We start from the raw sequence: 18491 nt of genomic DNA, 5'->3' as shown, positions 1-18491 counted from the left end.
GAACTGACAAGGGTAGCCTGTAGGATAGGGGCATGAAAACACGCAGCCTCACCTCCGCCTCGCTTCTCGTCTCCGCCCTGTTCGTCTCGGCCTGCGCCACCCAGGTGCCTGCGCCAGACCGGCCTGACACCCTGGCCGCTGCGCCGGTTGAGCCGGCCATATCTGCCCGTCCGGCAGCAGCGCTGGAAGCGTATTTCGCCGGCATCGACGTGGTCCCCGGAACGGATGACACGCGCGAAACCGTCTCAGGCCGTGTCTTCCACGATCAGAGCCGCGATGGCCGCTACCAGGACGGCGAGGCAGGCATTCGGGACGTGCTGGTCTCCAACGGACTTGATGTCGTGCGCACAGATGCCGACGGGCGCTATACCCTGCCGGCCCGGGCCGACATGTCGGTAACCGTGATCCAGCCCTCTGGCTGGCGTACGCCGACGGACGAAAACTGGGTGCCGCAGTTTGCCTATGAGCATAAGCCGGCCGGCACGCCCAAAGCGCTGCGCTTCGGCGGCCTGCCGCCGACCGGCCCGCTGCCCGAGGCGATCCATTTCCCGCTGATGCCGGCTGAGCGCAGCGGTCCTGCCAGCTGCCTGGTCATCGGGGACAGCCAGACCTACAGCAATAACGAGCTTGGCTATTTCCGCGACAGCGTTGTGAAGGATGTGGTCAGTCAGGACGTGGCGCCCGATTGCGCCATCTTCGTCGGCGATGTTGTCGGCGACGATCTGGACTTGCTGGGGCGCCTGCAGGCCATCGGCGGGGCTATGCGCACACCGCAATATTACGTCCATGGCAATCATGATTTCGACTTCGACGCCGATCATGATGACGACTCCTCCGACAGCTGGCGCCGTCTCTATGGCCCGGCCTATTACGCATTCGAGATCGCCGACACGCTGTTTGTCTCCCTCGACAATGTCGTCTATCCCTGCGGGCGCGAGGATGCCGCCCTGCCGGAGCGCGACTTCTGCCTCAGCGATGAGCGCAAAGCCTATAACGGCCGCGTGAGAGAGACGCAGATGACCTGGCTCAGCAACCTGATCGCAGAAACCCCGGCCGATCGCCGGATCGTCTTTCTTCACCACATTCCGTTCGTGTCTTTTGTGGACAACACGTCCCGCCAGCACCAGACCGACAATGTCACGGAAATCCATGCGCTCGCCGAAGGGCGCGCGGCGGTATCCTTCTCCGGGCACACCCATACGCTGGAAGTGTTGCAGCAGGGCGATCTTCTCGAAGGCTGGACTGAAGCGGTCGGCACCGGGCCCCTGCCTTTCCCCCACATCATAGCCGGCGCCGCTTCCGGCGGCTGGTGGAACGGCGACTTTGACATGGACGGCGTGCCGATGTCGCTTTCGCGCACCGGTGAGCCGCGCGGCTACCTCCAGTTCGGCTTTGGCGCAGAGGATATCTCGCTTGATTTTGTGCCCCTCGGCACCAGCCGCGAACGGGAGATGGCCGTCTCGCTCAATACGCCGGGCTTCCGCGCATGGTATGAGGCGATCATGGCCTGGCGCGCCGAGCCTGCGGCGACGCGCGATCCCGTGCCACCTGTCTCGATCAATGACCTGGCCGACATCAAACTCGTCACACCCGAAGACCTCTCCGGCGGCACCCTGCTGACCACAAACCTATGGCTCGGCTCGACCGCCACACAGGTCACCCTGTCGCTGAATGGCGGCCCGGCGATGCCGATGGAGCGCACCCAGACGATGCGCGGCGATGCCCCGCTGATCGGCGCGACCTTTGCCGATCCCTATGCTGTCAGCCGGCAATTGTCGGTCTCCCGCGTCGCCCTGCAGAGCCGGTCCGGCAATGAAGCTGCCCAGGGCCTTGTCAGCGGGCGCCGTGCCACCGCAGGCCCGCTGCCGCCGCAGCCATCGGGTTCTGTTGCTGACCGCTCGCCGCGTCTCTGGCGCTATTTGCTTCCCGCAGACCTCGCCCCCGGCGTCTACACCGCCACCATCGAAGCTGCCGAGGCTGGCAATGTGGCGCGCGACCGGTTTGTCTTCGAAGTCGTCACCGAACGGCCCCAGCCCGACTGGCGCGCCGATGTCTGGAACACCTTCGACAACGGCCTGCCCGTGCGCTAGAAGGGGCCATGCCCGCAACGGATAAGCCGAGACAAAGCCTTCCCCCCCTCCCGCCCCAGCCATCTGGTGTGCCCTGGCCCACGCAAGACTGGCCGGAGGGGCCGCTCACGTCAGAGGTCGCCGCTAGGCTCACGCCCCTTCTCAACAGCGCCTTCAGCGATCCTGCGCCGGAAATCATGGGAGAGACCCACGCCTTCCTCGCCGTGCAGGGCGGGCGGATCGTTGCGGAACGCTACTGGACCGGCTTTGACAGCGAAAGCACACATCACTCCTGGTCGCAGGCCAAAAGCATCACCCAGGCCCTTATCGGCATCCTCCTGCGCGAGGGAAAGATCGACATCTACGCCCCGGCGGACGTGCCCGAATGGCAGAGCCTGGATGATCCGCGTCGCGCGATCACGCTGGACCAGCTCCTGCGCATGTCGAGCGGGCTGAAATTTGCCGAGGACTATGTTGATGCCGGCGTCTCCGATGTGATCGAGATGCTGTTTGGCTCCGGCAAGGAAGATGTCGCCGCCTATGCCGCAAAGTCTCCGCTGATCCATCCGCCCGGCAGCTTCTGGAGATATTCGAGCGGGACGAGCAACCTCGTCGCCAGGGCCGCGGCGCTTGGCCTTGGCGCGTCGGGCGAGGCGTTCGGGGCATTCATGGTCCGGGAGCTGTTTGACCCTCTGGGCATGCGCTCGGCCCAGCCGAAGTTTGACAAGGCGGGCACCTTCATCGGCTCGTCCTTCTGCTACTGTACCGCTCGGGATTTTGCCCGCTTCGGCCTTCTCTACCTGCGCGACGGCGTCTGGGACGGGCGGCGCATCCTGCCGGAAGGCTGGGTGGACTATGCGCGAACGCCGACGCCTGTGCCTGCGACCGAGCGGCTGGGCTATGGCGCGCATTGGTGGCTTGGCATGGCGGGGCCGGGCAGCTTCTCGGCGAATGGCTATGAGGGGCAATACACCGTTCTGGTGCCGGAGCTGGACCTGGTCCTGGTGCGCAACGGCAAATCGCCCGACGCGCAGAAGGAGGCCGTTCAGAACTGGATGGGCGAGGTGGCGGAATGTTTCCGGGGCGCCTGAACGCCCTGATTTTGCGCCGTTCAGGCGCCTCTGCGGGCATAACTTGCCAATCCGGCGCTTCCCGCGTATAGGCCGCCCTTCAGAAACGGCGGCGCAAGGCCGTGCGTGTCAGGTTCCGACCTTACCTTACGGAAGGCACGGTCCAGGGCGAAAGGAAACAAAATGTCCAAAACTCAGATCGTATTCAATGTCGAAGTGCGCGCACGCACCGGCACCGGCGGCGCCCGTGAAGCCCGCAAGCAGGGCTTCGTGCCCGGCGTTCTCTATGGCGGCGACATCGACCCGGTGGCCATCAGCCTGAAGAAAAACGAAGTTATCAAGGCGATCGAGACGGGACAGTTCCTGAACTCCACCGCGACGCTCATCCACAAGGGCGAGCGCCAGCTGGTCATCCCACAGGGCATCCAGATGCACCCGGTCTCTGACCAGCCGATGCATGTTGACCTGCGCCGCGTGAAACTCGACCAGATCATCAGGGTCGAAGTGCCCGTTCACTTCACCGGCATGGAAGTTTCGCCGGGCCTCAAGAAGGGCGGCACGCTCAACGTGGTCCGCCACTCGGTCGAACTCAACGTTCCGGCTGGCAAGATCCCCGAAGCGCTCGAAGCTGACATCTCCAAGCTGGAAGTCGGCGACAATGTGAAAATCTCCAGCATCAAGCTGCCGGAAGGCGCTGAGCCGACCATCACCGACCGCGACTTCACCATCGCGACCATCGCTGGCCGCGGCGGCAAGGCCCAGGCAGAAGATGCGGCTGAGGACGCAGCGGGTGCTGCAGAAGTGCCTGCCACCAAGGTGGCCGCGCCCAAGAAGGATTGATCCTTTCTGGACAATTCGGGGGCCGCCAGTCACAAGCTGGCGGCCTCTTTGATTCGGCGGCCCCTGTCAGGAGCAAACCGTCATGCTGATCCTCTCAGGCCAGGGAAATCCCGGCGCCAAATACGCGAAGAACCGGCACAATGCCGGTTTCATGGTGGTTGACCGTATCCATGACGCCTTCGGCTTCGGGCCGTGGCGCGCCAAGTTCGAGGCCGAGATTTCAGAGGGCAGCGTCGATACCGCCAATGGCCGCCAGCGTGTGTTGCTGATCAAGCCGCAGACTTTCTACAACGAGACCGGCCGGGCTATCTCGAAGGCGTTGACCTTCTACAAGCTGCAGCCTGAAGACGTGACCGTGTTCCATGACGAGATCGACCTGGCGCCGGGCCGCCTGCGGGTAAAGCGCGGCGGCGGGCATTCGGGGAACAATGGCGCGCGCTCGATGATGGCGCATATCGGCGAGAATTTCCGCCGTATCCGGATCGGCGTGGGCCATCCCGGCGACAAGGCGATGGTGATGCCGCATGTGCTGTCGGATTTCCACAAGGTGGACCTGGAATGGTTTGATCCCATGACGGACGCCATCTGCAAGGCCCTGCCCTTCCTGCTGGCGGGAGATGATGAGCGGTTCCAGACAGAAGTGATGCGTCTGGCGCCGGCGCCCAAGCATGATCCCAAACAGACCGCCCGGAAGGGTGGTGGGGACTAGGCTTTGGCGGCCTTGCGCCCGCCTGCCCGGAAGTAATCCAGCGTGCCGCGCGTGATGACATCGTCTCCGGGGGCCAGTTCATTGGCTTCAAAGTCGGGCAGGCCCTTTACCTCGGTGTAAACGTCACCGAAATCTCTGTAGCAGGTTTCCAGGAGCGCCTCGAAACTCGGGATGACGAAATAGGTCTGCTGGAAATCATCGATGATGTATTTCGTCCGCATAAGGCGTTTGAGATCAAACCCGACGCGGTTGGGGCTGGCGTCTTCCAGTGCGAACACGGTTTCCTGAGGGCTGGAGAGGATGCCCGCGCCATAGATGCGCAGACCGTCATCTTCCTGGATCAGGCCGAACTCGACCGTGTACCAGTAAAGCCGTGCCAGATTGTGCAGCTGGCCGAGGCGCATCGCGCGCTGGCCGCCCTTGCCATAGGCTTCCATGAAGTCGGCGAACACCGGGTTGGCCAGCATCGGCACATGGCCGAAGATGTCGTGGAAAATGTCCGGCTCCTGAAGATAGTCGAACTCTTCTTCCGGACGGATGAAGGCGCCCGCCGGAAAGCGGCGGTTGGCAAGGTGATCGAAGAAGACTTCATCTGGCACAAGCTCTGCGACCGGAACGACGCGCCAGCCGGTGATCTGTTCCAGCTTGTCTGACAGCGCGCCCATATGGGGAATGCCCGACGGCGAGAGCTCAAGCTGGTGCATGGCGTCGAGAACAGCCTGTGAGGCGCGGCCCCTGGTGATCTCTTTCTGGCGCCGGAAGAGGCGGTCCCAGCGGTCATGCTCGGCTGCCGAATAGGTTTCCCACGCCTGGTCGATGGTAAAATCGGCCGCGCGCGGGGCGCCGTGATAGCGATTCTTTGCAAAGGCTGTGTCCATGGCCGCAACTATACGCCCGAAACGAAATTAGTTCCAGATGTAACTAATTTCAGGCCGCTTCCGGACGGGAATCGATGATTTCCGAGAGGGTGACGCCCAACTGCCCGTCAGACACGACCAGCTTGCCACGCGCGACGAGGCGGCCGGAGACATAGATATCCACAGGCTCATTGGTCTGGCGTTCCAGCGCGACGATTTCGCCCGGCGAAAGCGCCAGCAGCTCCTCCATCGGAATGCGGGCTTCGCCCAGCACGACGTCCACACGGACGGGCACATCCAGGAGCATCTTCTCAAGCGCGGGATTCTTCGGCTCGGTCATTGCCCCATCCTTCGCCCGGCGGAGGGGGCATTGTCCAGCTTTTCGCTGAGGTCTCTTGTGAGGCCAAAGAGGTCGCCCTGCCCGTCGAGCAGCCGCTGGGCAAGGCCGGTCACCGTGGCGCGCAGGTGGCTGCGCGTCTCGTCTGCATCCGTGGCTGCCTCCACCAGCTGCATCAGCTTCAGGAGATCGCAGAGCACGTCCCGCATCGTTGCGGTGACGCGGTCGAGCCGGTCGAGCGTTTCCTGCGCCTCCTGGCGGGAGACTTCGGCCAGGGTGTCGGCGCGCACCCTGGCGATCAGCGCCACAACCTCTTCAGCCGACAGGCGCACTTCGCCGGCTTCAGCAGGCGGGGCGGAAAAATCCGGCCGGAAATCAAATGCCGAGAGGGTGCGGGCGGTTTGCGGCATCACTCGATCAACTCGTCCTCGATGGCGCCCTTTGCGGCGCTGCCCCGTATCTCGCCGCGCTGGATCAGCTGGCGTGCAAGGCTCACGATCTCCTGGCGGGCGGTCTCGACTTCGCTGCGGCGCAGGGGGCCGAGGGCGGCGATTTCCTCGCGCAGCAGATCGCCTGCGCGCTGGGTCATGTTGGCGAAGAAGGCCGCGGCGGTCATATCGCGCGCGCCTTTGAGGGCGAGGACAAGGACGCCGCGGTCAGCACTGGAAAGCAGCGTCTGCATGCCGCCTGCGTCCAGGCCCGCAAGGTCATCGAAGGTAAACATCAGGGCACGCACTTTCTTGCCGGCGCCCGGCTCGGCGCTTTCCAGCGCGGCCAGGAAGACTGTCTCGGCGCGGGTATCCATCTGGTCGAAGATGCGCGCGACGCGCTCATGCCCGCCACGGGCGCCTTCACAGGCCAGCGCAGGCAGGCGGCGGGTGAGATAGTCTTCAAGACTTTGCAGCGCTGACGCGCTGGGCGTGCCCAGATGCAGGAGGCGCTGCATGGCCTCGACCGCCAGTGACGGCGGCAGCGCCCGCAGAACCCGCGCGGAGGTCTCGCTGGAGAGGCGCGAGAGAATGAGGGCAACGTTCGAGGCCCGCTCCGGGCACACCAGCGCGGCGAGGGTTTCCACCGGCAGGGCCGAGAGCGCGGACCAGATATCCTTGTGCCGGTGCTGGCTGCTCGCGGGAAACTGGCCGGCCTGACCAAACCGCCGGGCAGCTTCAGCAAAGAGGCGCGCGGCGTCTGCCTCGGCGACGGGATCATCGGCCAGGAAATCCATGGCGGCCGTCAGTTCTCGGGTTTCAGCCGGCGAGAGCTCGGCCCAGATGCCGGCAGCGTCCGGGCCGAGCGCACGCATCAGCCGGGCTGCGCGCAGCGTTCCGCTGTCAGGGGGGCGGGAAAGCGTGGCAGGGAGCGTCACGAGACCTCCTCACGGCCGCGCATCCAGCTGCGCAGGACTTCTGCGCCCCGGGCAGGATCAAGCTGGGCCACGTCGCCGGCCTCTGTCGCCGTCGGCGGGGCCACCGGCCGCAAGGCCCGCAGGGTTTCCCCGCGTGCTTCGGGAATGGCCCGGTCTGTTTCAGGCCGATGGGCCGCCAGCGGGGGCGCGGCCGGCAAACGCAGGGTGGCCAGCGCGATGCCGGCAGAAATGAGGGAAATCAGCCCAAGGGCGCAAAGTTCAAGCCAGGCGGCGGTGTCCGGGCGCCCGGGAAGGCCACGGGCAAAGGCGGCCTGCTCGATGAGCAGCGTGTCGCCGCGCGCAGGATCTAGACCGGCCGCTGCGGGCAGGATGCGCTGCAAATCGCCGGCGACTGGCGCAGCAGGCATATCCAGAAGCACGAAGACGGTGCGTCCGCCTTCGGCGTTGAAAGCGATGGATATTCGGGAATTTCCGGGTCCGGCAACGGGGTCGATCAGGCGCGCCAGGGAGGCTTCTGCGGGGCTTTTGGGCTCGGGTCCGGCGCTCGTGAGCAGGCTGGAAGCGCGCCAGACGCACAGGGAAAGCGCCAGAAACAGGGCTGCAAGCGCGGCAAGCCGGATGGCCTTGCCCGTCTGCCCGCCAACTGTCGCCTGACTGAACGCCATCAACCCCTCCGAACGGCCGCTGACTTGAGGGCCGCGACACATCCGGAGAGGCTAGATTCCCGGCACTAAGGCCGGGTTAACGTGGCTAATACCTGATTAACGCCGGTACTGCTGAAGGCGGGTGGTCCGGAGACCCTTGGCCCCGTGGCGGGCATACAGGCGTTCCCACGCCTCATATTCCTCAGCCGTGAGGTTGTAGCGTTCGCAGGCAGCTTCCCGTGTGAGCAGACCGCCCGTAACGGCAGCCACGACCTCTGCCTTGCGGCGGGTCACCCAGCGGGAAATGTTCGGCGAAGGCAGATCAGCCAGAGTCATCTTCTGGCCGTCCGGCCCCTTGACGCTGATGGGGCGAGCGTTCTGCGTTTCCATGTGCGTAACCTGTTCCTGGCAATGGCACGACACCCGGCTTCTCCGGGGTCTGTAGGATCGACCTTACACAGGTGAGTTTAAGCCCGGCCCTAACCTCAAAAGACAGTTTGGCAGGCTGCGTTAGGACAGTGTTTGCAAAGCTGTTCCAGCGCGGGACGAAGGGGCTTTTGCAGCCTTTTTACCGCCTTGATGATGACAGGACAGACAGAAAGACCGCCCTTCTGGAGGGCGGTCTTAACAAGGGGAACCTCGAAATGAACGCTTTGCCGTCAGGCCCAGGTTTCAGGCGAGGGTTTTCAGCAGTTCGAGCGAATTGTTGTCGCGCACCTGGGCGCAGTGGCGCCGCAGCATGGTGAGGAACATTTCGTCGCCCCGCTCGGTCTGCTTGACGATCATCGCGGCGGCGAAGGCCACCGAGATGCCATAGAAGGAGAACCAGCGGTAATGCTGGTAGAGGTCTTCAAAGCTGTAGCTGGTGATGCCTTCAGCCTTCAGGCAGTCGTGATAGTAGCGCAGCAGCGCCTGCTCATGCCTGGGGCGGTCTTCGCGGGTGAGACCTGCGCCGATGAAATAGGCAATGTCATTGGCGGGGGCGCCCTTGCCAACTGTCTGCCAGTCGACCACGGCGAGCGGCTTGTTCGCGCCGGGAGGGCCAAACAGCATGTTGTCGAGGCGGAAGTCCGAGTGGGTCAATGCAAACGGGCCGGCATAGCTGTCGCCCCATTTGGGCAGACTGGCCGCGTAGGCATCGCCCACTTCGATCTGATCCGGCGTGAGATGGGCAGCGTAGCGTTCCTTGAACGCGCCCCAGAGACCGGCGACCTGTTCGGGCCCGAGCCCCGGCGGAGGCGCCTTGGCGGAGCCCTGCAGCCAGTCATAATCGTCGAGCGAAGGATCTTCCCAGTGCGCGGCATGCAGCACGGCCGCAGCAGACAGGGCGAGCCTGGCTTCCACCAGGTTACAGCCTTTCAGCTGGTCGCCCTGTTCGGACGGCGCCATGTCTTCCATGATGAGGGCGAAGCGGTTGGTCGCCTCGTCATAATCCGTATACAGCGCGTTTGGCGTGATACGGCCGGCCACCTTCGGAAAGGTGCGGTAGAAATGCACTTCGCGCTTGTAATGGTTCAGCATCTTGGCAGCCATCAGGCTGGTTTCGTTGCTGGACGGGAATTTCCCGACAAGCGTCTTTGGCGCTCCCGGGCCTGCTTTGGCATATTCGAAGACGAAACGCACATTTTCGCCGATCTGGCCTGTACCGATCGACTTGGACGTCAGGGATTTCACCTCGGCATCAATGCCGATCTCCGCGAACAATGTGTTGAACCAGTCCGGCCCAAGCTCCAGCGGATTTGTATCTAGGCCCGGACGGCTCATGCTTCCCCCTTGTCAGGATTATCTGTTGTGTCGGTTGTGCTGGGTTTGCGCCCGGTGAAGCGGCGCAGCTGGCCGAGGCGGTCCTCGGCGCGGCGCAGGCCCTTGTCGAGCGAGGCCATGGTGAGGGCAAAATCAGCGCTCTTTTCCCTGCGCCAGGCGCGTTCTGTTTCGGCAATCACGAAGGCAATCGCGATCCGCTTCAGGCTCGCGGGGGCGCCGGTATCATCATCTATGCCGGCGCTGGCGAGCGCCCAGGCGGCTGTTGCGTGGCGATGAGCCGGCAGGCGCACGACATGGGTCAGCGATGTCTCGCGGAATTTCATCAGCTCACGGATACCGGCGCGGTAAGGCTCCATCGCCTCAAACCGTTTCATGATCACGTCAAACAGGCGCTCACGCGCCGAGGATTCCTCTGGAACGCCCTCGGCCGACATGGCGCGATCGAAATAGCCGTCGAGCGCTTCGACGATATCCTCGCGGGCGCCAACCCGGTGAAAATCCTGGAGGGTCAGCCCTGCGCGGCCGGCGATCTCTGCCAGCGTGATCTCGGACCACGGTTTTTCAGCCGCGAGGTCGAGGGCTGCGAGCAATCCCTTCTCAATGACTGTGTCGGTGGTGGCCACCTGAACTCCCTCCGGCTGAGGTCAGTCCGCCTCCTGGGACAGCTGCCGGTCGCGAGCGGCGGCGGCGCTGAGGGCGTTCCTGAACAAGGCGGGCATCCCACCTGTGTCCATGAGGATGTCAAGAGCCGCCTGCGTGGTTCCGCGGGGTGAGGTCACTGCTTTGCGGAGCGCTTCGGGGCTATCGCCGCTCTGCGCCATGAGGGCAGCGGCGCCCTCTACCGTGCGCCGCGCGAGGCTGAGCGCGAGATCCCTGGGAAGGCCCTGCGCGATGCCGGCTTCGGCCATGACTTCGGCCAGCAGGAAAATATAGGCCGGGCCGGAACCCGACAGCGCCGTAACGGCCGGCATCAGGCCTTCGTCCACCGGGCCGTGCACATCGCCCAGTGGAGCGAGGAGCTCGCGTGCGGCAGAAAGATCGGCGGGCTTCGCGCCCGGGGGCGCTGTGAATGCCGTGACGCCCTGCCCGATGGCTCCGGGCGTATTGGGCATGGCGCGGATGACCCGGTCTGTACCGAGGCGCCGGGCAAGCTGCGCGAGGCGCACGCCCGCCATGATCGAGATGGCGACAGATTTTGGACCGACAAACGCCCTGGCCTGTTCCGACACGGCCGCAAATTGCTGGGGCTTTACCGCCAGCACGATGATGGCGCTTTCGGACGGGGCGGGATTGAGGTGGATGCGGCCTGCGTCTGCCAGGGCCTTGATCCCGGCCTGGGGCGAAGGCTCGATCACGGAAATGTCGCGGGCCGGGCCTTTCAGCCAACCGTCGAGCAGCGCCGAGCCCATGCGGCCTGCGCCAACAAGGGTCAGGGACGCGGCAGGCTTCATCTGGCTCAGCTCAGGCTTCGCCGTGGGTTTCAAACATTACCGCATCGATTGCCTCGCGCGGAGACTTGCCAGCCCAGACGAGGAAATTGAATGCCGGAATGAACCGGTCAGCCGCGCTGATGGAGGCGGCCAGAACAGCGCGCACTTCGCCTTCCGAGAGCTCCTCACGGCCTTCCATCGGGAAAGTGTAGCGGAACACGATCACGCCATCATCCGCCCAGAAATCGAAATGCCCGATCCAGAGGCGCTCATTGGCGAGGATCACCAGCTCATTGATCGCGGCGCGTTTACCGTCCTGCGGTTTCACGTCGAGCGTCATGGAGAAATGTACGGCGGCGGGTTCGGGCCGGTGGGCAAACAGCGCGCCCATATCGCCCCAGCGTGTCTCTGCGACCACCTGGAGGGTGCCTTCTTCGTCACGTTCGGCTGGCCAGCCAGCGGCTTCGAGCACGTCTTCCACGACATCGAGAGGGTCAATTGCCAGCAGGTCGCTGCGGCTAAGTTCAAGGCTCATGGGCGGGCCTCCGCGTTGAGATTGGCATACGGTGCCGGATTCGCTCCCCAAATCCAACACCACTCAACGCCGGAGGCACCGGCTATGTCAAAGTTCATAAGCAGTTAACGCTCAGCTTTCGGTGGATTTTCCGGCCTCAAGGGCCTCAATCCGCGCCTCAAGGGCATCGACCCGGTCGAGCGCCGCCGTGGCAATCGCCTTCAGGGCTTCGACTTCATCGCGCCCGGCAAGGTCCATATCAGCGATCAGGGCCCGCACACGGGCCTGCGCCGCGGTCTTGGCTTCTTCGCCCGCCGCTCGGGCGGCGCCGAGGGCGCCGGTCATCAGGCCTGCGATGTCATCAAGCAGTGGATTTGTGCTGGCCATGCGGCTACTCCTTCGCCCGGGTAAGCTGGTGACCTAACAGATAGGATGCCGGCCAGACAGGGAAAAGACGCCGCATGACCGAACTGCTCGCCGCACTGACGATTTTCATGGGGGAAGCCGCCCTGAAGTTCCCCGAATGGAGCCCGGCGCTCTTCTCGCTCGATTTAAGCTTCATCGGCCTTGGCACCTTCCATCTGCGCTGGTACGCGCTCGGTTACATCGCCGGGATCGGACTGGCCTGGTGGTATGGCATGCAGCTGCTCAAGCGGCCCGACCTCTTCGGCGGGACTGCGCCACTGACCAAGGACGGCCTCGATGACCTGATGTTCTGGATCATCATCGGTATCATCCTGGGCGGGCGTTTTGGCTATGTGCTGTTCTATATGGTGCCCTACCAGATGGACGTGCTGGCAGCCGACCCGCTCGCGATCCTGCGAATCTGGGACGGGGGCATGGCCTTCCATGGCGGCATTCTCGGTGTGGCGGTCGTGCTGTGGTGGTTTGCGGCCAAACGCGGCGTCAACCTGTTCTCAGTGGGGGATATTGCCGGCGTCACGGCGCCCATCGGCATCGGCCTTGTCCGCATCGCCAATTTCACGAACGCCGAACTCTACGGCCGCCCGACCGACGCCTCTGTCGGTATGGTTTTCCCTGAAGGCTTCGTGCCCGGCTCCACGCCGCCCGCCTATAACTGGGAGACCGGCGACTGGGTTTATCGCGGCGACGAACTCGCCCGCCATCCCAGCCAGCTTTACGAGTCTGTGCTGGAGGGCTGGCTGCCGCTCCTGGTGCTGTCAATCCTGATCTGGAAGTTCGGCGCCCTGAAGCGTCCCGGCCTCGTGGCGGGACTGTTTCTCCTGTTCTATGGCATCGGCCGCTCGATTGCCGAGAATTTCCGCGAACCTGACGCCTTCGTCAGCGGCCTGCCCGAATGGTTGACCATGGGCATGATCCTGTCGGTGCCGATGTGGCTCGGCGGGGCCTGGCTCGTCTGGAACGCTTTGCGCAAGCCGCCGGTGGGCGCGCCCCAAGCATGACGCTGGAAGAAAGGCTGATCCGTCTCATCCAAACGGATGGGCCCATCCCCCTTTCGGTTTACATGCAGATTGCCCTGCATGACCCCAGGGAGGGATACTACGCGGCCCGCCCCGGCCTTGGCCGGGATTTCACGACCGCGCCGGAAACCAGCCAGATATTCGGCGAACTTGTCGGTCTCTGGATCGTCCATGAATGGCGCGCGATGGGCGAACCTGCCCCGTTCAATCTGGTCGAGATCGGCCCTGGCCGCGCCCTGCTGATGCATGACGCGCTCAAGATCGCTGCCATCGCCGGTGGGGAGGCTTTCCTCAGCGCGCTGCAGCTCACCCTGATCGAGCCGAGCCCGGCCTTGCGCCTGTTGCAGACCGAGCGGCTGAAACGCTATGCGCCGTCCTTCGCCGCCCAGCTTTCGCAGGTGCCCGCCGGGCCGATGATCCTGGTGGCGAACGAGTACCTGGACTGCCTGCCCGCTCGCCAGTTCCGCCGCGATGGCGCGCAATGGCGCGAATGCGTCATCGGGCTGTCTTCCGAGCGCAAGCTCATCATGGGCCTTGCCGCCGATGAGCCGCGCCCGCCGATGGGCACCGCGCTGACCGGCGATGTCGTCGAAGTCCAGTCCGGGCTCGACCTGATCACCGCAGACCTTGTTTCCCGCGCAGACCCCTTCTGCGCCCTGTTTATCGATTATGGCCCGGTGGACCGCGCGCCGGGGGACACGCTGCGCGCCTATCGCGAAGGCCGGCAGGTTTCGCCGCTGGAAAGCCCGGGCGCGAGCGATCTGACCGTCGACGTGGACTTTGGCCGCTTCGCGCGTCTGGCTGCCAGTGTCGGCCTCAATGTCGCCGGGCCCACGCCGCAGGGCATGTTCCTGCTCGGCCTTGGCGCGCAGGCCCGTCTCAACCAGCTGATCCAGGCCAATCCCGACCAGGCCGAGGCGATCTACAATGCCGCCCAGCGCCTGATTGACCCGCAACAGATGGGAGAGCGGTTCAAGGCGATTTGCCTGTCGTCTGCGGGATTGCCGAAGCCGGCCGGGTTCTGAAGCCCCATTGGTATCCGGCCCGGAATGCCTATCTAGACCGGGCAACGATGAAGGAGCCTCTTCTTGGCTGAACTCTCGATCCTGGAACTTGGCCGTGTCCGCGAAGGCTTCACCCGCGCCGACGCCCTCAACGACGCCCGGCGCCTCGCCCAGCATGCCGAAAACCTCGGCTACAAGCGCTTCTGGGTAGCCGAGCACCACAATATGCCCACCGTCACCACGGCGGCGACGTCCCTCGTCATCAGCCATATCGCAGCTGGAACCAGGACCATCCGTGTCGGCGCCGGCGGCATCATGCTGCCCAATCATGCGCCCTATATCATCGCCGAACAGTTCGGCACGCTCGACGCGCTCTATCCCGGCCGCATTGATCTCGGCCTCGGCCGCGCGCCGGGCACAGACCAGCTTACCTTGCGCGCCCTGCGTGTTCATCCGGAAGAGGCCGAACGCTTCCCCCAGGACGTGATCGAGCTGCAGATGTTCCTTGGGCCCGTCCAGCCCGGCCAGCGGATTGAAGCCGTACCCGGATCAAATTCCAACATCCCGCTCTGGATCCTTGGCTCCAGCCTCTTCGGCGCCCAGCTCGCGGCCGAGCTTGGCCTGCCTTACGGCTTTGCCTCCCACTTTGCCCCGCAGTCACTCGACCAGGCGCTGAGCATCTATCGCTCGCGCTTCAGGCCGAACGAGAAGATGGCCAGGCCCTATGCGCTGATCGGTGTGAACATCATCGCGGCCGAAACGGACGAGGAAGCCCGCTATCTCGCCACATCCCAGCAGATGTCGTTTGCCAACCTCGTGCGGGGCCAGCGCAAGCTGACCCAGCCGCCGATTGACGACATCGACACCTACTGGACCCCGCAGGAGCGCGCCCAGGCTTCTGCCATGCTGAACTTCAGCATCATCGGCGCCCGCGATACCGTCCGAAAGGGCATTGATGCCCTGCTGACACGTACGCAGGCTGACGAATTGATGATCGTCTCGGACATGTATGATCCCGAGAAGCGCCGCCGCTCGGTCGAGATCATTGCCGAAGTGATGGGGAAGAAAACCCCCTCATCACAACAGGCTCACGCCGGCGCTATTTCATAGAAATTGCCCCGGTGCCTGGCGACCTACATCTGATGCGCCCAGCCAGGCAGCAGTCCGAACGCGCCAAGCGCCATCCATATCGCCATGGCGATCATCATCAGGTTCTCGGTCAGCGAGACAAAGCCCAGCGGCACATTGCTCGACCCGCCGACGCAGGCGCATTTGATGTCCCGCCGGTCGATATAGACGGCCTTGACGACGGAGACCGCACCCACCGTCCCGATAAACAGCGCGACGGGCACAGATAGCCATATGAGAGCGCCGGCAATCATCAGGATACCGGCGAGCCCTTCGGCAAAGGGATAGATGTAGGAATACCGCACCCAGCGCTTGGCCAGCAGGTCGTAGTTCAGGAACATCGTGGCAAAGCTCTCGACATTCTGCAGCTTGAGCAGGGCGAGCACCGCCATGCTGAAGGCGATGAACCATTCGGCGGCCCGAATGGTCAGAGGTGTTCCGTAGACGGCAAAGCTTGCCGCGAGGGCCATCAGAAAGGTCATGCTGAACAGGGCGAAGACCGGCCGGTAACTTGGCGCCTTTGGGTCAGCCACGCGCTTGCCGAGAAACCGGCGGAGATCATCATGACCGCCGATGCGCTCCCCGCCGATGAATATCTGCGGGGTGGTGGCAACGTCATGTTTTGCCTTGAAGGCATCCACCTCGTCCCGGGTGGTGAGGGGATGATCCTCAGCTTCGTAGCCCGAGCGTTTCAGCAAGTCTTTTGCCTTCAATCCATAAGGACAGGTATGCCCCGGCATGATCATCCGGTAGAGGCGCGCCGTTTTGGCGGCACCTGATTTTTCAGAAAGTTCCGACATTTCTGCGTCTCCTTTTTCAATTGTCGCGGAGCAGGTCGGCCTGCATATAGGTTCTGTACCATAGTACGGAATCAAGGGGAAAAGATGCTGACCATCGGAAAACTTGCCCAGGCCGGCGGGGTCGGTGTGGAGACCGTCCGTTTTTACCAGCGCAGGAACCTGCTTGGCACGCCTTCGCGGGACGGCGGTATCCGCCGGTATGACACTGAAGATGTTCGCCGTCTCCGCTTCATCCGCAAGGCCCAGCAGGCCGGATTTACGCTGGAAGAGATCCGGGAACTGATCGCCCTCGATTCAGGCCATGATCATCAGCGCGCACGGGAGATGGCGCAGACGCGGATGGCCAAGCTCGACGAACAGATTGCCGAGCTTCAGCGGGCCCGGCAAAGCCTGCAAAGGCTTGCGACAGAATGCGCCGCGGGCAAATCGAACACCTGCCCTATCCTGGACGCGTTTGAAATCTGACGAACAAAGCCGGCCGGTATGGCAACGCAATCAGGAAGCGCGCTTGATCTCGTTGCCGTCGCCGAGCAGCACGACCGTGGGCGCATGCTGGCGGGCTTTTTCGGCTTCCACGCCGCAGAAGGCTGCGATGATCACCGTGTCGCCGACAGCGAAGTGACGGGCCGCGGCGCCATTGACGCCGATTGTGCGAGAGCCGCGCGGGGCTTCAAGCGCATAGGTCTGGATACGCGCGCCATTGGTCACGTTCCAGATATCCACCTTCTCGTGTGGCAGGATGCCGGAGGCATCGAGCAGGTCCTGGTCGATGGAAACAGAGCCTTCGTAATGCAGGTCACACTGGGTGACCGTTGCGCCGTGAAGCTTTGCTTTGAGCATGCTGAGGATCAAGGACCTGGCCTCCAGAACACCGCGAGCTCTTTTGCTCACGGTGAGTATATGGGGTCGCTCCACTGCGGAGCAAGGGCTTATTGCACTGCAATATGAAGGCCGTAAAGGCGCGGTATGTAAACTCTGCGCGCAACACAGGTAACAATACCTATCCCGTTTTCACCGCACGGGCACCAGGCTCGCCAATCAACAGCCAACCTGTTAACCGTGGTGGCCTGAGCACAACAGTCTGGGGGACAAGACTATGCGTGAACGCCTTTATCTGACCAGCCGTATCGCCTTTGCATCGCTCCTGGTGCTGGGGGCCTGCTCCAGCACGCCGGATGCCGCGCCCCCGGCGGCGCCATACCCGGTGCCCGCGCCGCCGCCTCCCCCGCCGCCTCCGCCGCCTCCGCCCATGCCCGACCGCAGTTCCGGCGAATTGCCCGACTGGTACGAATACATTGAATCGCTTCCGTCCACGGGTGCCGGATCCCCCGGAAGCCAGGCGGATGTCCGCGAAGCCCTGCGCAACCGCTCGATCAGCCCGGCGCAGGATTTCCTGCCCTATATCGATGTGGCCATCGAGCAGGACGTGCTGATCGCCGGATACGGCCCGCAATTGCAGGACCGCTACACCCGCATCCAGATCGTCACCCTCGATCCCGACAGTTACGACATCGAGGGTGTGGCCGCAGGCGGGCGCAAATCCAAGGATGACACACGCAATTACGACCGCGAAAGCCGTAACTGGTTCCAGCGCACGGTATCAGGCTCGCGCAGCGTGACGCGGACGCTGATTGCGGAATTCGACATTTCAAACCCCGACATCAAGACCACCAAGGCGCTGTTCTCCGCCACTTTCCAGTCCGATAACGCCAAGGGCGAAGCCTGGACGACGAATGAAAGCATCGCGGTCTACGCGACGCCCTATTTCAAGGTCAGTCCGAACACGACCATAGAGGGCCGCTTCCGGATGCAGCTCTCCGACGAGCGCCAGAGTTCTGCCGGCGCCAACGTCATGAGCGCCCTGCAGACGGCCGCCAACCTGATCGCGCCTGCTTCGGCGCTGGTTACCTATTTCAATGCGCCGGCCATGCAGCAGGCGTCCGGCTTTCTCAACAGCCAGTCGACGGCGCTGTTTGGCCAGTCGATCACCGAACAGTCTACCGGCGCCTTCGCCATCCGCTCCTGGACGGCTGACCCGATACTCATCATCAACGCCTCGATGCCACCGGCGAACAACATCAAGGATACGCGCAGGAAGGCCGGGGTCGGCAAATGGGCAATCTATCTGGATGAGCCCATCCCGTCAGTGCTGACGGCCCGGACCTATGGCAACAGTACGCCGGACTTTGAAGGCGTCAGCTCTGCCGACATCCTCGCTTTCCCGATCGGAACGGACCTGCGGGTATATGACTATGTCTTCTCGCGGCTCGACATGAGCGACCGGATCACCCTGCTCAACCAGACCGGGGACAGGGACACTGCGCGCACAATATGCACCCGTATTTCAAGGGGCCTCGCGGAGGTCGGTTTCACGACTTATGACGCCGCAGCAGGGGTCTGGGCTGCTTCGGAATCCGACCAGTTCACTGCCGCAGCCCGCACCGTGCTGCAGGAGCCCGAAAGCTGCGAGGCCATGCGGCTCTGGCGCAGCATTGTTGACTGATCCGGCCCGGTCGC

22 protein-coding genes are annotated in these 18491 nt (G+C 63.8%); 9 read left to right on the top strand and 13 right to left on the bottom strand.

Features of this window, described 5'->3' with window-relative positions; translation table 11 throughout:
• Positions 1-32: 32 nt before the first annotated feature.
• The 4 genes from KG722_RS02210 (at position 33) to pth (ending at position 4688) form a co-directional block, all read left to right on the top strand.
• The gene (locus tag KG722_RS02210; protein WP_213269049.1) at positions 33-2090 is read left to right on the top strand and encodes a calcineurin-like phosphoesterase C-terminal domain-containing protein; all 2058 of its coding nucleotides are present in this window, start codon (positions 33-35) and stop codon (positions 2088-2090) included.
• Positions 2091-2266: 176 nt separating this feature from the next.
• Positions 2267-3160, top strand: a complete 894-nt coding sequence (locus tag KG722_RS02205) for a serine hydrolase (protein ID WP_213269047.1) — start codon at positions 2267-2269, stop codon at positions 3158-3160.
• Positions 3161-3322: 162 nt separating this feature from the next.
• On the top strand, positions 3323-3979 hold the full coding sequence (locus tag KG722_RS02200; RefSeq protein ID WP_213269045.1) for a 50S ribosomal protein L25/general stress protein Ctc: 657 nt from the start codon (positions 3323-3325) through the stop codon (positions 3977-3979).
• Between the two features lie 82 nt (positions 3980-4061).
• Entirely contained in the window at positions 4062-4688 is a 627-nt protein-coding gene (gene pth / locus KG722_RS02195) for an aminoacyl-tRNA hydrolase (RefSeq protein ID WP_213269043.1), read from the top strand.
• Here the strand turns inward: pth and phhA are convergent.
• The 11 genes from phhA to KG722_RS02140 all read right to left on the bottom strand — a co-directional run bounded on the left by phhA (position 4685) and on the right by KG722_RS02140 (position 11987).
• Positions 4685-5566 carry a phenylalanine 4-monooxygenase gene (gene phhA, locus KG722_RS02190; protein WP_213269041.1) on the bottom strand — a complete coding sequence of 294 codons (882 nt, stop codon included), beginning with the start codon at positions 5564-5566 and terminating at the stop codon, positions 4685-4687. The genes pth and phhA overlap by 4 nt on opposite strands.
• Before the next feature lie 49 nt (positions 5567-5615).
• Entirely contained in the window at positions 5616-5885 is a 270-nt protein-coding gene (gene fliN / locus KG722_RS02185; protein ID WP_213269039.1) for a flagellar motor switch protein FliN, read from the bottom strand.
• On the bottom strand, positions 5882-6295 hold the full coding sequence (locus tag KG722_RS02180; RefSeq protein ID WP_213269037.1) for a hypothetical protein: 414 nt from the start codon (positions 6293-6295) through the stop codon (positions 5882-5884). The genes fliN and KG722_RS02180 overlap by 4 nt, the downstream gene beginning before the upstream one ends.
• The gene (locus KG722_RS02175; RefSeq protein WP_213269035.1) at positions 6292-7248 is read right to left on the bottom strand and encodes a FliG C-terminal domain-containing protein; all 957 of its coding nucleotides are present in this window, start codon (positions 7246-7248) and stop codon (positions 6292-6294) included. The genes KG722_RS02180 and KG722_RS02175 overlap by 4 nt, the downstream gene beginning before the upstream one ends.
• The gene (locus KG722_RS02170) at positions 7245-7913 is read right to left on the bottom strand and encodes a hypothetical protein (RefSeq protein ID WP_213269033.1); all 669 of its coding nucleotides are present in this window, start codon (positions 7911-7913) and stop codon (positions 7245-7247) included. The genes KG722_RS02175 and KG722_RS02170 overlap by 4 nt, the downstream gene beginning before the upstream one ends.
• 96 nt (positions 7914-8009) lie before the next feature.
• Entirely contained in the window at positions 8010-8282 is a 273-nt protein-coding gene (locus tag KG722_RS02165; RefSeq protein WP_213269031.1) for a DUF1153 domain-containing protein, read from the bottom strand.
• Between the two features lie 282 nt (positions 8283-8564).
• Positions 8565-9656 (bottom strand): phosphotransferase, encoded by a 1092-nt coding sequence (locus tag KG722_RS02160; RefSeq protein ID WP_213269029.1) that lies wholly within the window; start codon positions 9654-9656, stop codon positions 8565-8567.
• Positions 9653-10279 (bottom strand): hypothetical protein, encoded by a 627-nt coding sequence (locus tag KG722_RS02155; RefSeq protein ID WP_213269027.1) that lies wholly within the window; start codon positions 10277-10279, stop codon positions 9653-9655. Before KG722_RS02155 ends, KG722_RS02160 begins: the two co-directional genes overlap by 4 nt.
• Positions 10280-10300: 21 nt before the next feature.
• Positions 10301-11107, bottom strand: a complete 807-nt coding sequence (gene proC, locus KG722_RS02150) for a pyrroline-5-carboxylate reductase (RefSeq protein WP_213269026.1) — start codon at positions 11105-11107, stop codon at positions 10301-10303.
• Between the two features lie 10 nt (positions 11108-11117).
• The gene (locus tag KG722_RS02145; protein WP_213269025.1) at positions 11118-11621 is read right to left on the bottom strand and encodes a YbjN domain-containing protein; all 504 of its coding nucleotides are present in this window, start codon (positions 11619-11621) and stop codon (positions 11118-11120) included.
• Positions 11622-11732: 111 nt separating this feature from the next.
• Entirely contained in the window at positions 11733-11987 is a 255-nt protein-coding gene (locus KG722_RS02140; RefSeq protein ID WP_213269024.1) for an accessory factor UbiK family protein, read from the bottom strand.
• A gap of 74 nt (positions 11988-12061) precedes the next feature.
• Between KG722_RS02140 and lgt the strand changes: the two genes are divergently transcribed.
• The 3 genes from lgt to KG722_RS02125 all read left to right on the top strand — a co-directional run bounded on the left by lgt (position 12062) and on the right by KG722_RS02125 (position 15156).
• Positions 12062-13024 (top strand): prolipoprotein diacylglyceryl transferase, encoded by a 963-nt coding sequence (gene lgt, locus KG722_RS02135; RefSeq protein ID WP_300998168.1) that lies wholly within the window; start codon positions 12062-12064, stop codon positions 13022-13024.
• Positions 13021-14067, top strand: coding sequence for an SAM-dependent methyltransferase (locus tag KG722_RS02130; RefSeq protein WP_213269023.1), 1047 nt, complete (start codon positions 13021-13023; stop codon positions 14065-14067). The genes lgt and KG722_RS02130 overlap by 4 nt, the downstream gene beginning before the upstream one ends.
• A gap of 63 nt (positions 14068-14130) precedes the next feature.
• Positions 14131-15156 (top strand): LLM class flavin-dependent oxidoreductase, encoded by a 1026-nt coding sequence (locus tag KG722_RS02125; RefSeq protein ID WP_213269022.1) that lies wholly within the window; start codon positions 14131-14133, stop codon positions 15154-15156.
• 23 nt (positions 15157-15179) lie between these two features.
• Here the strand turns inward: KG722_RS02125 and KG722_RS02120 are convergent, their stop codons facing one another.
• The gene (locus tag KG722_RS02120) at positions 15180-15974 is read right to left on the bottom strand and encodes a MauE/DoxX family redox-associated membrane protein (protein ID WP_213269021.1); all 795 of its coding nucleotides are present in this window, start codon (positions 15972-15974) and stop codon (positions 15180-15182) included.
• An 84-nt stretch (positions 15975-16058) separates the two neighbouring features.
• Here KG722_RS02120 and KG722_RS02115 point away from each other — a divergent pair, with 84 nt between their 5' ends.
• Positions 16059-16439 (top strand): MerR family DNA-binding protein, encoded by a 381-nt coding sequence (locus KG722_RS02115; RefSeq protein ID WP_213269020.1) that lies wholly within the window; start codon positions 16059-16061, stop codon positions 16437-16439.
• Positions 16440-16469: 30 nt separating this feature from the next.
• On the opposite strand, the gene panD is transcribed toward KG722_RS02115, so the two are convergent.
• Positions 16470-16826: an aspartate 1-decarboxylase gene (panD, locus tag KG722_RS02110; RefSeq protein WP_213269018.1), complete on the bottom strand. Its 357-nt coding sequence runs from the start codon at positions 16824-16826 to the stop codon at positions 16470-16472.
• A 244-nt stretch (positions 16827-17070) separates the two neighbouring features.
• On the opposite strand from panD, the gene KG722_RS02105 reads away from it, so the two are divergent.
• Entirely contained in the window at positions 17071-18477 is a 1407-nt protein-coding gene (locus KG722_RS02105) for a hypothetical protein (RefSeq protein ID WP_213269016.1), read from the top strand.
• Positions 18478-18491: the final 14 nt, after the last annotated feature.

It is taken from the genome of Hyphomonas sp., from assembly GCF_018402285.1.
Taxonomy (GTDB): domain Bacteria; phylum Pseudomonadota; class Alphaproteobacteria; order Caulobacterales; family Hyphomonadaceae; genus Hyphomonas.
This window is presented reverse-complemented; position numbering and strand designations above follow the sequence as displayed.

Excerpts from the sequence above, each read along its gene's own strand:
- KG722_RS02210 (WP_213269049.1), top strand. The coding sequence starts at position 33 with ATGAAAACACGCAGCCTCACCTCCGCCTCGCTTCTCGTCTCCGCCCTG.
- KG722_RS02205 (WP_213269047.1), top strand. The coding sequence starts at position 2,267 with ATGGGAGAGACCCACGCCTTCCTCGCCGTGCAGGGCGGGCGGATCGTT.
- KG722_RS02200 (WP_213269045.1), top strand. The coding sequence starts at position 3,323 with ATGTCCAAAACTCAGATCGTATTCAATGTCGAAGTGCGCGCACGCACC.
- pth (WP_213269043.1), top strand. The coding sequence starts at position 4,062 with ATGCTGATCCTCTCAGGCCAGGGAAATCCCGGCGCCAAATACGCGAAG.
- phhA (WP_213269041.1), bottom strand. The coding sequence starts at position 5,566 with ATGGACACAGCCTTTGCAAAGAATCGCTATCACGGCGCCCCGCGCGCG.
- fliN (WP_213269039.1), bottom strand. The coding sequence starts at position 5,885 with ATGACCGAGCCGAAGAATCCCGCGCTTGAGAAGATGCTCCTGGATGTG.
- KG722_RS02170 (WP_213269033.1), bottom strand. The coding sequence starts at position 7,913 with ATGGCGTTCAGTCAGGCGACAGTTGGCGGGCAGACGGGCAAGGCCATC.
- KG722_RS02165 (WP_213269031.1), bottom strand. The coding sequence starts at position 8,282 with ATGGAAACGCAGAACGCTCGCCCCATCAGCGTCAAGGGGCCGGACGGC.
- KG722_RS02160 (WP_213269029.1), bottom strand. The coding sequence starts at position 9,656 with ATGAGCCGTCCGGGCCTAGATACAAATCCGCTGGAGCTTGGGCCGGAC.
- proC (WP_213269026.1), bottom strand. The coding sequence starts at position 11,107 with ATGAAGCCTGCCGCGTCCCTGACCCTTGTTGGCGCAGGCCGCATGGGC.
- KG722_RS02145 (WP_213269025.1), bottom strand. The coding sequence starts at position 11,621 with ATGAGCCTTGAACTTAGCCGCAGCGACCTGCTGGCAATTGACCCTCTC.
- KG722_RS02140 (WP_213269024.1), bottom strand. The coding sequence starts at position 11,987 with ATGGCCAGCACAAATCCACTGCTTGATGACATCGCAGGCCTGATGACC.
- lgt (WP_300998168.1), top strand. The coding sequence starts at position 12,062 with ATGACCGAACTGCTCGCCGCACTGACGATTTTCATGGGGGAAGCCGCC.
- KG722_RS02130 (WP_213269023.1), top strand. The coding sequence starts at position 13,021 with ATGACGCTGGAAGAAAGGCTGATCCGTCTCATCCAAACGGATGGGCCC.
- KG722_RS02120 (WP_213269021.1), bottom strand. The coding sequence starts at position 15,974 with ATGTCGGAACTTTCTGAAAAATCAGGTGCCGCCAAAACGGCGCGCCTC.
- KG722_RS02115 (WP_213269020.1), top strand. The coding sequence starts at position 16,059 with ATGCTGACCATCGGAAAACTTGCCCAGGCCGGCGGGGTCGGTGTGGAG.
- KG722_RS02105 (WP_213269016.1), top strand. The coding sequence starts at position 17,071 with ATGCGTGAACGCCTTTATCTGACCAGCCGTATCGCCTTTGCATCGCTC.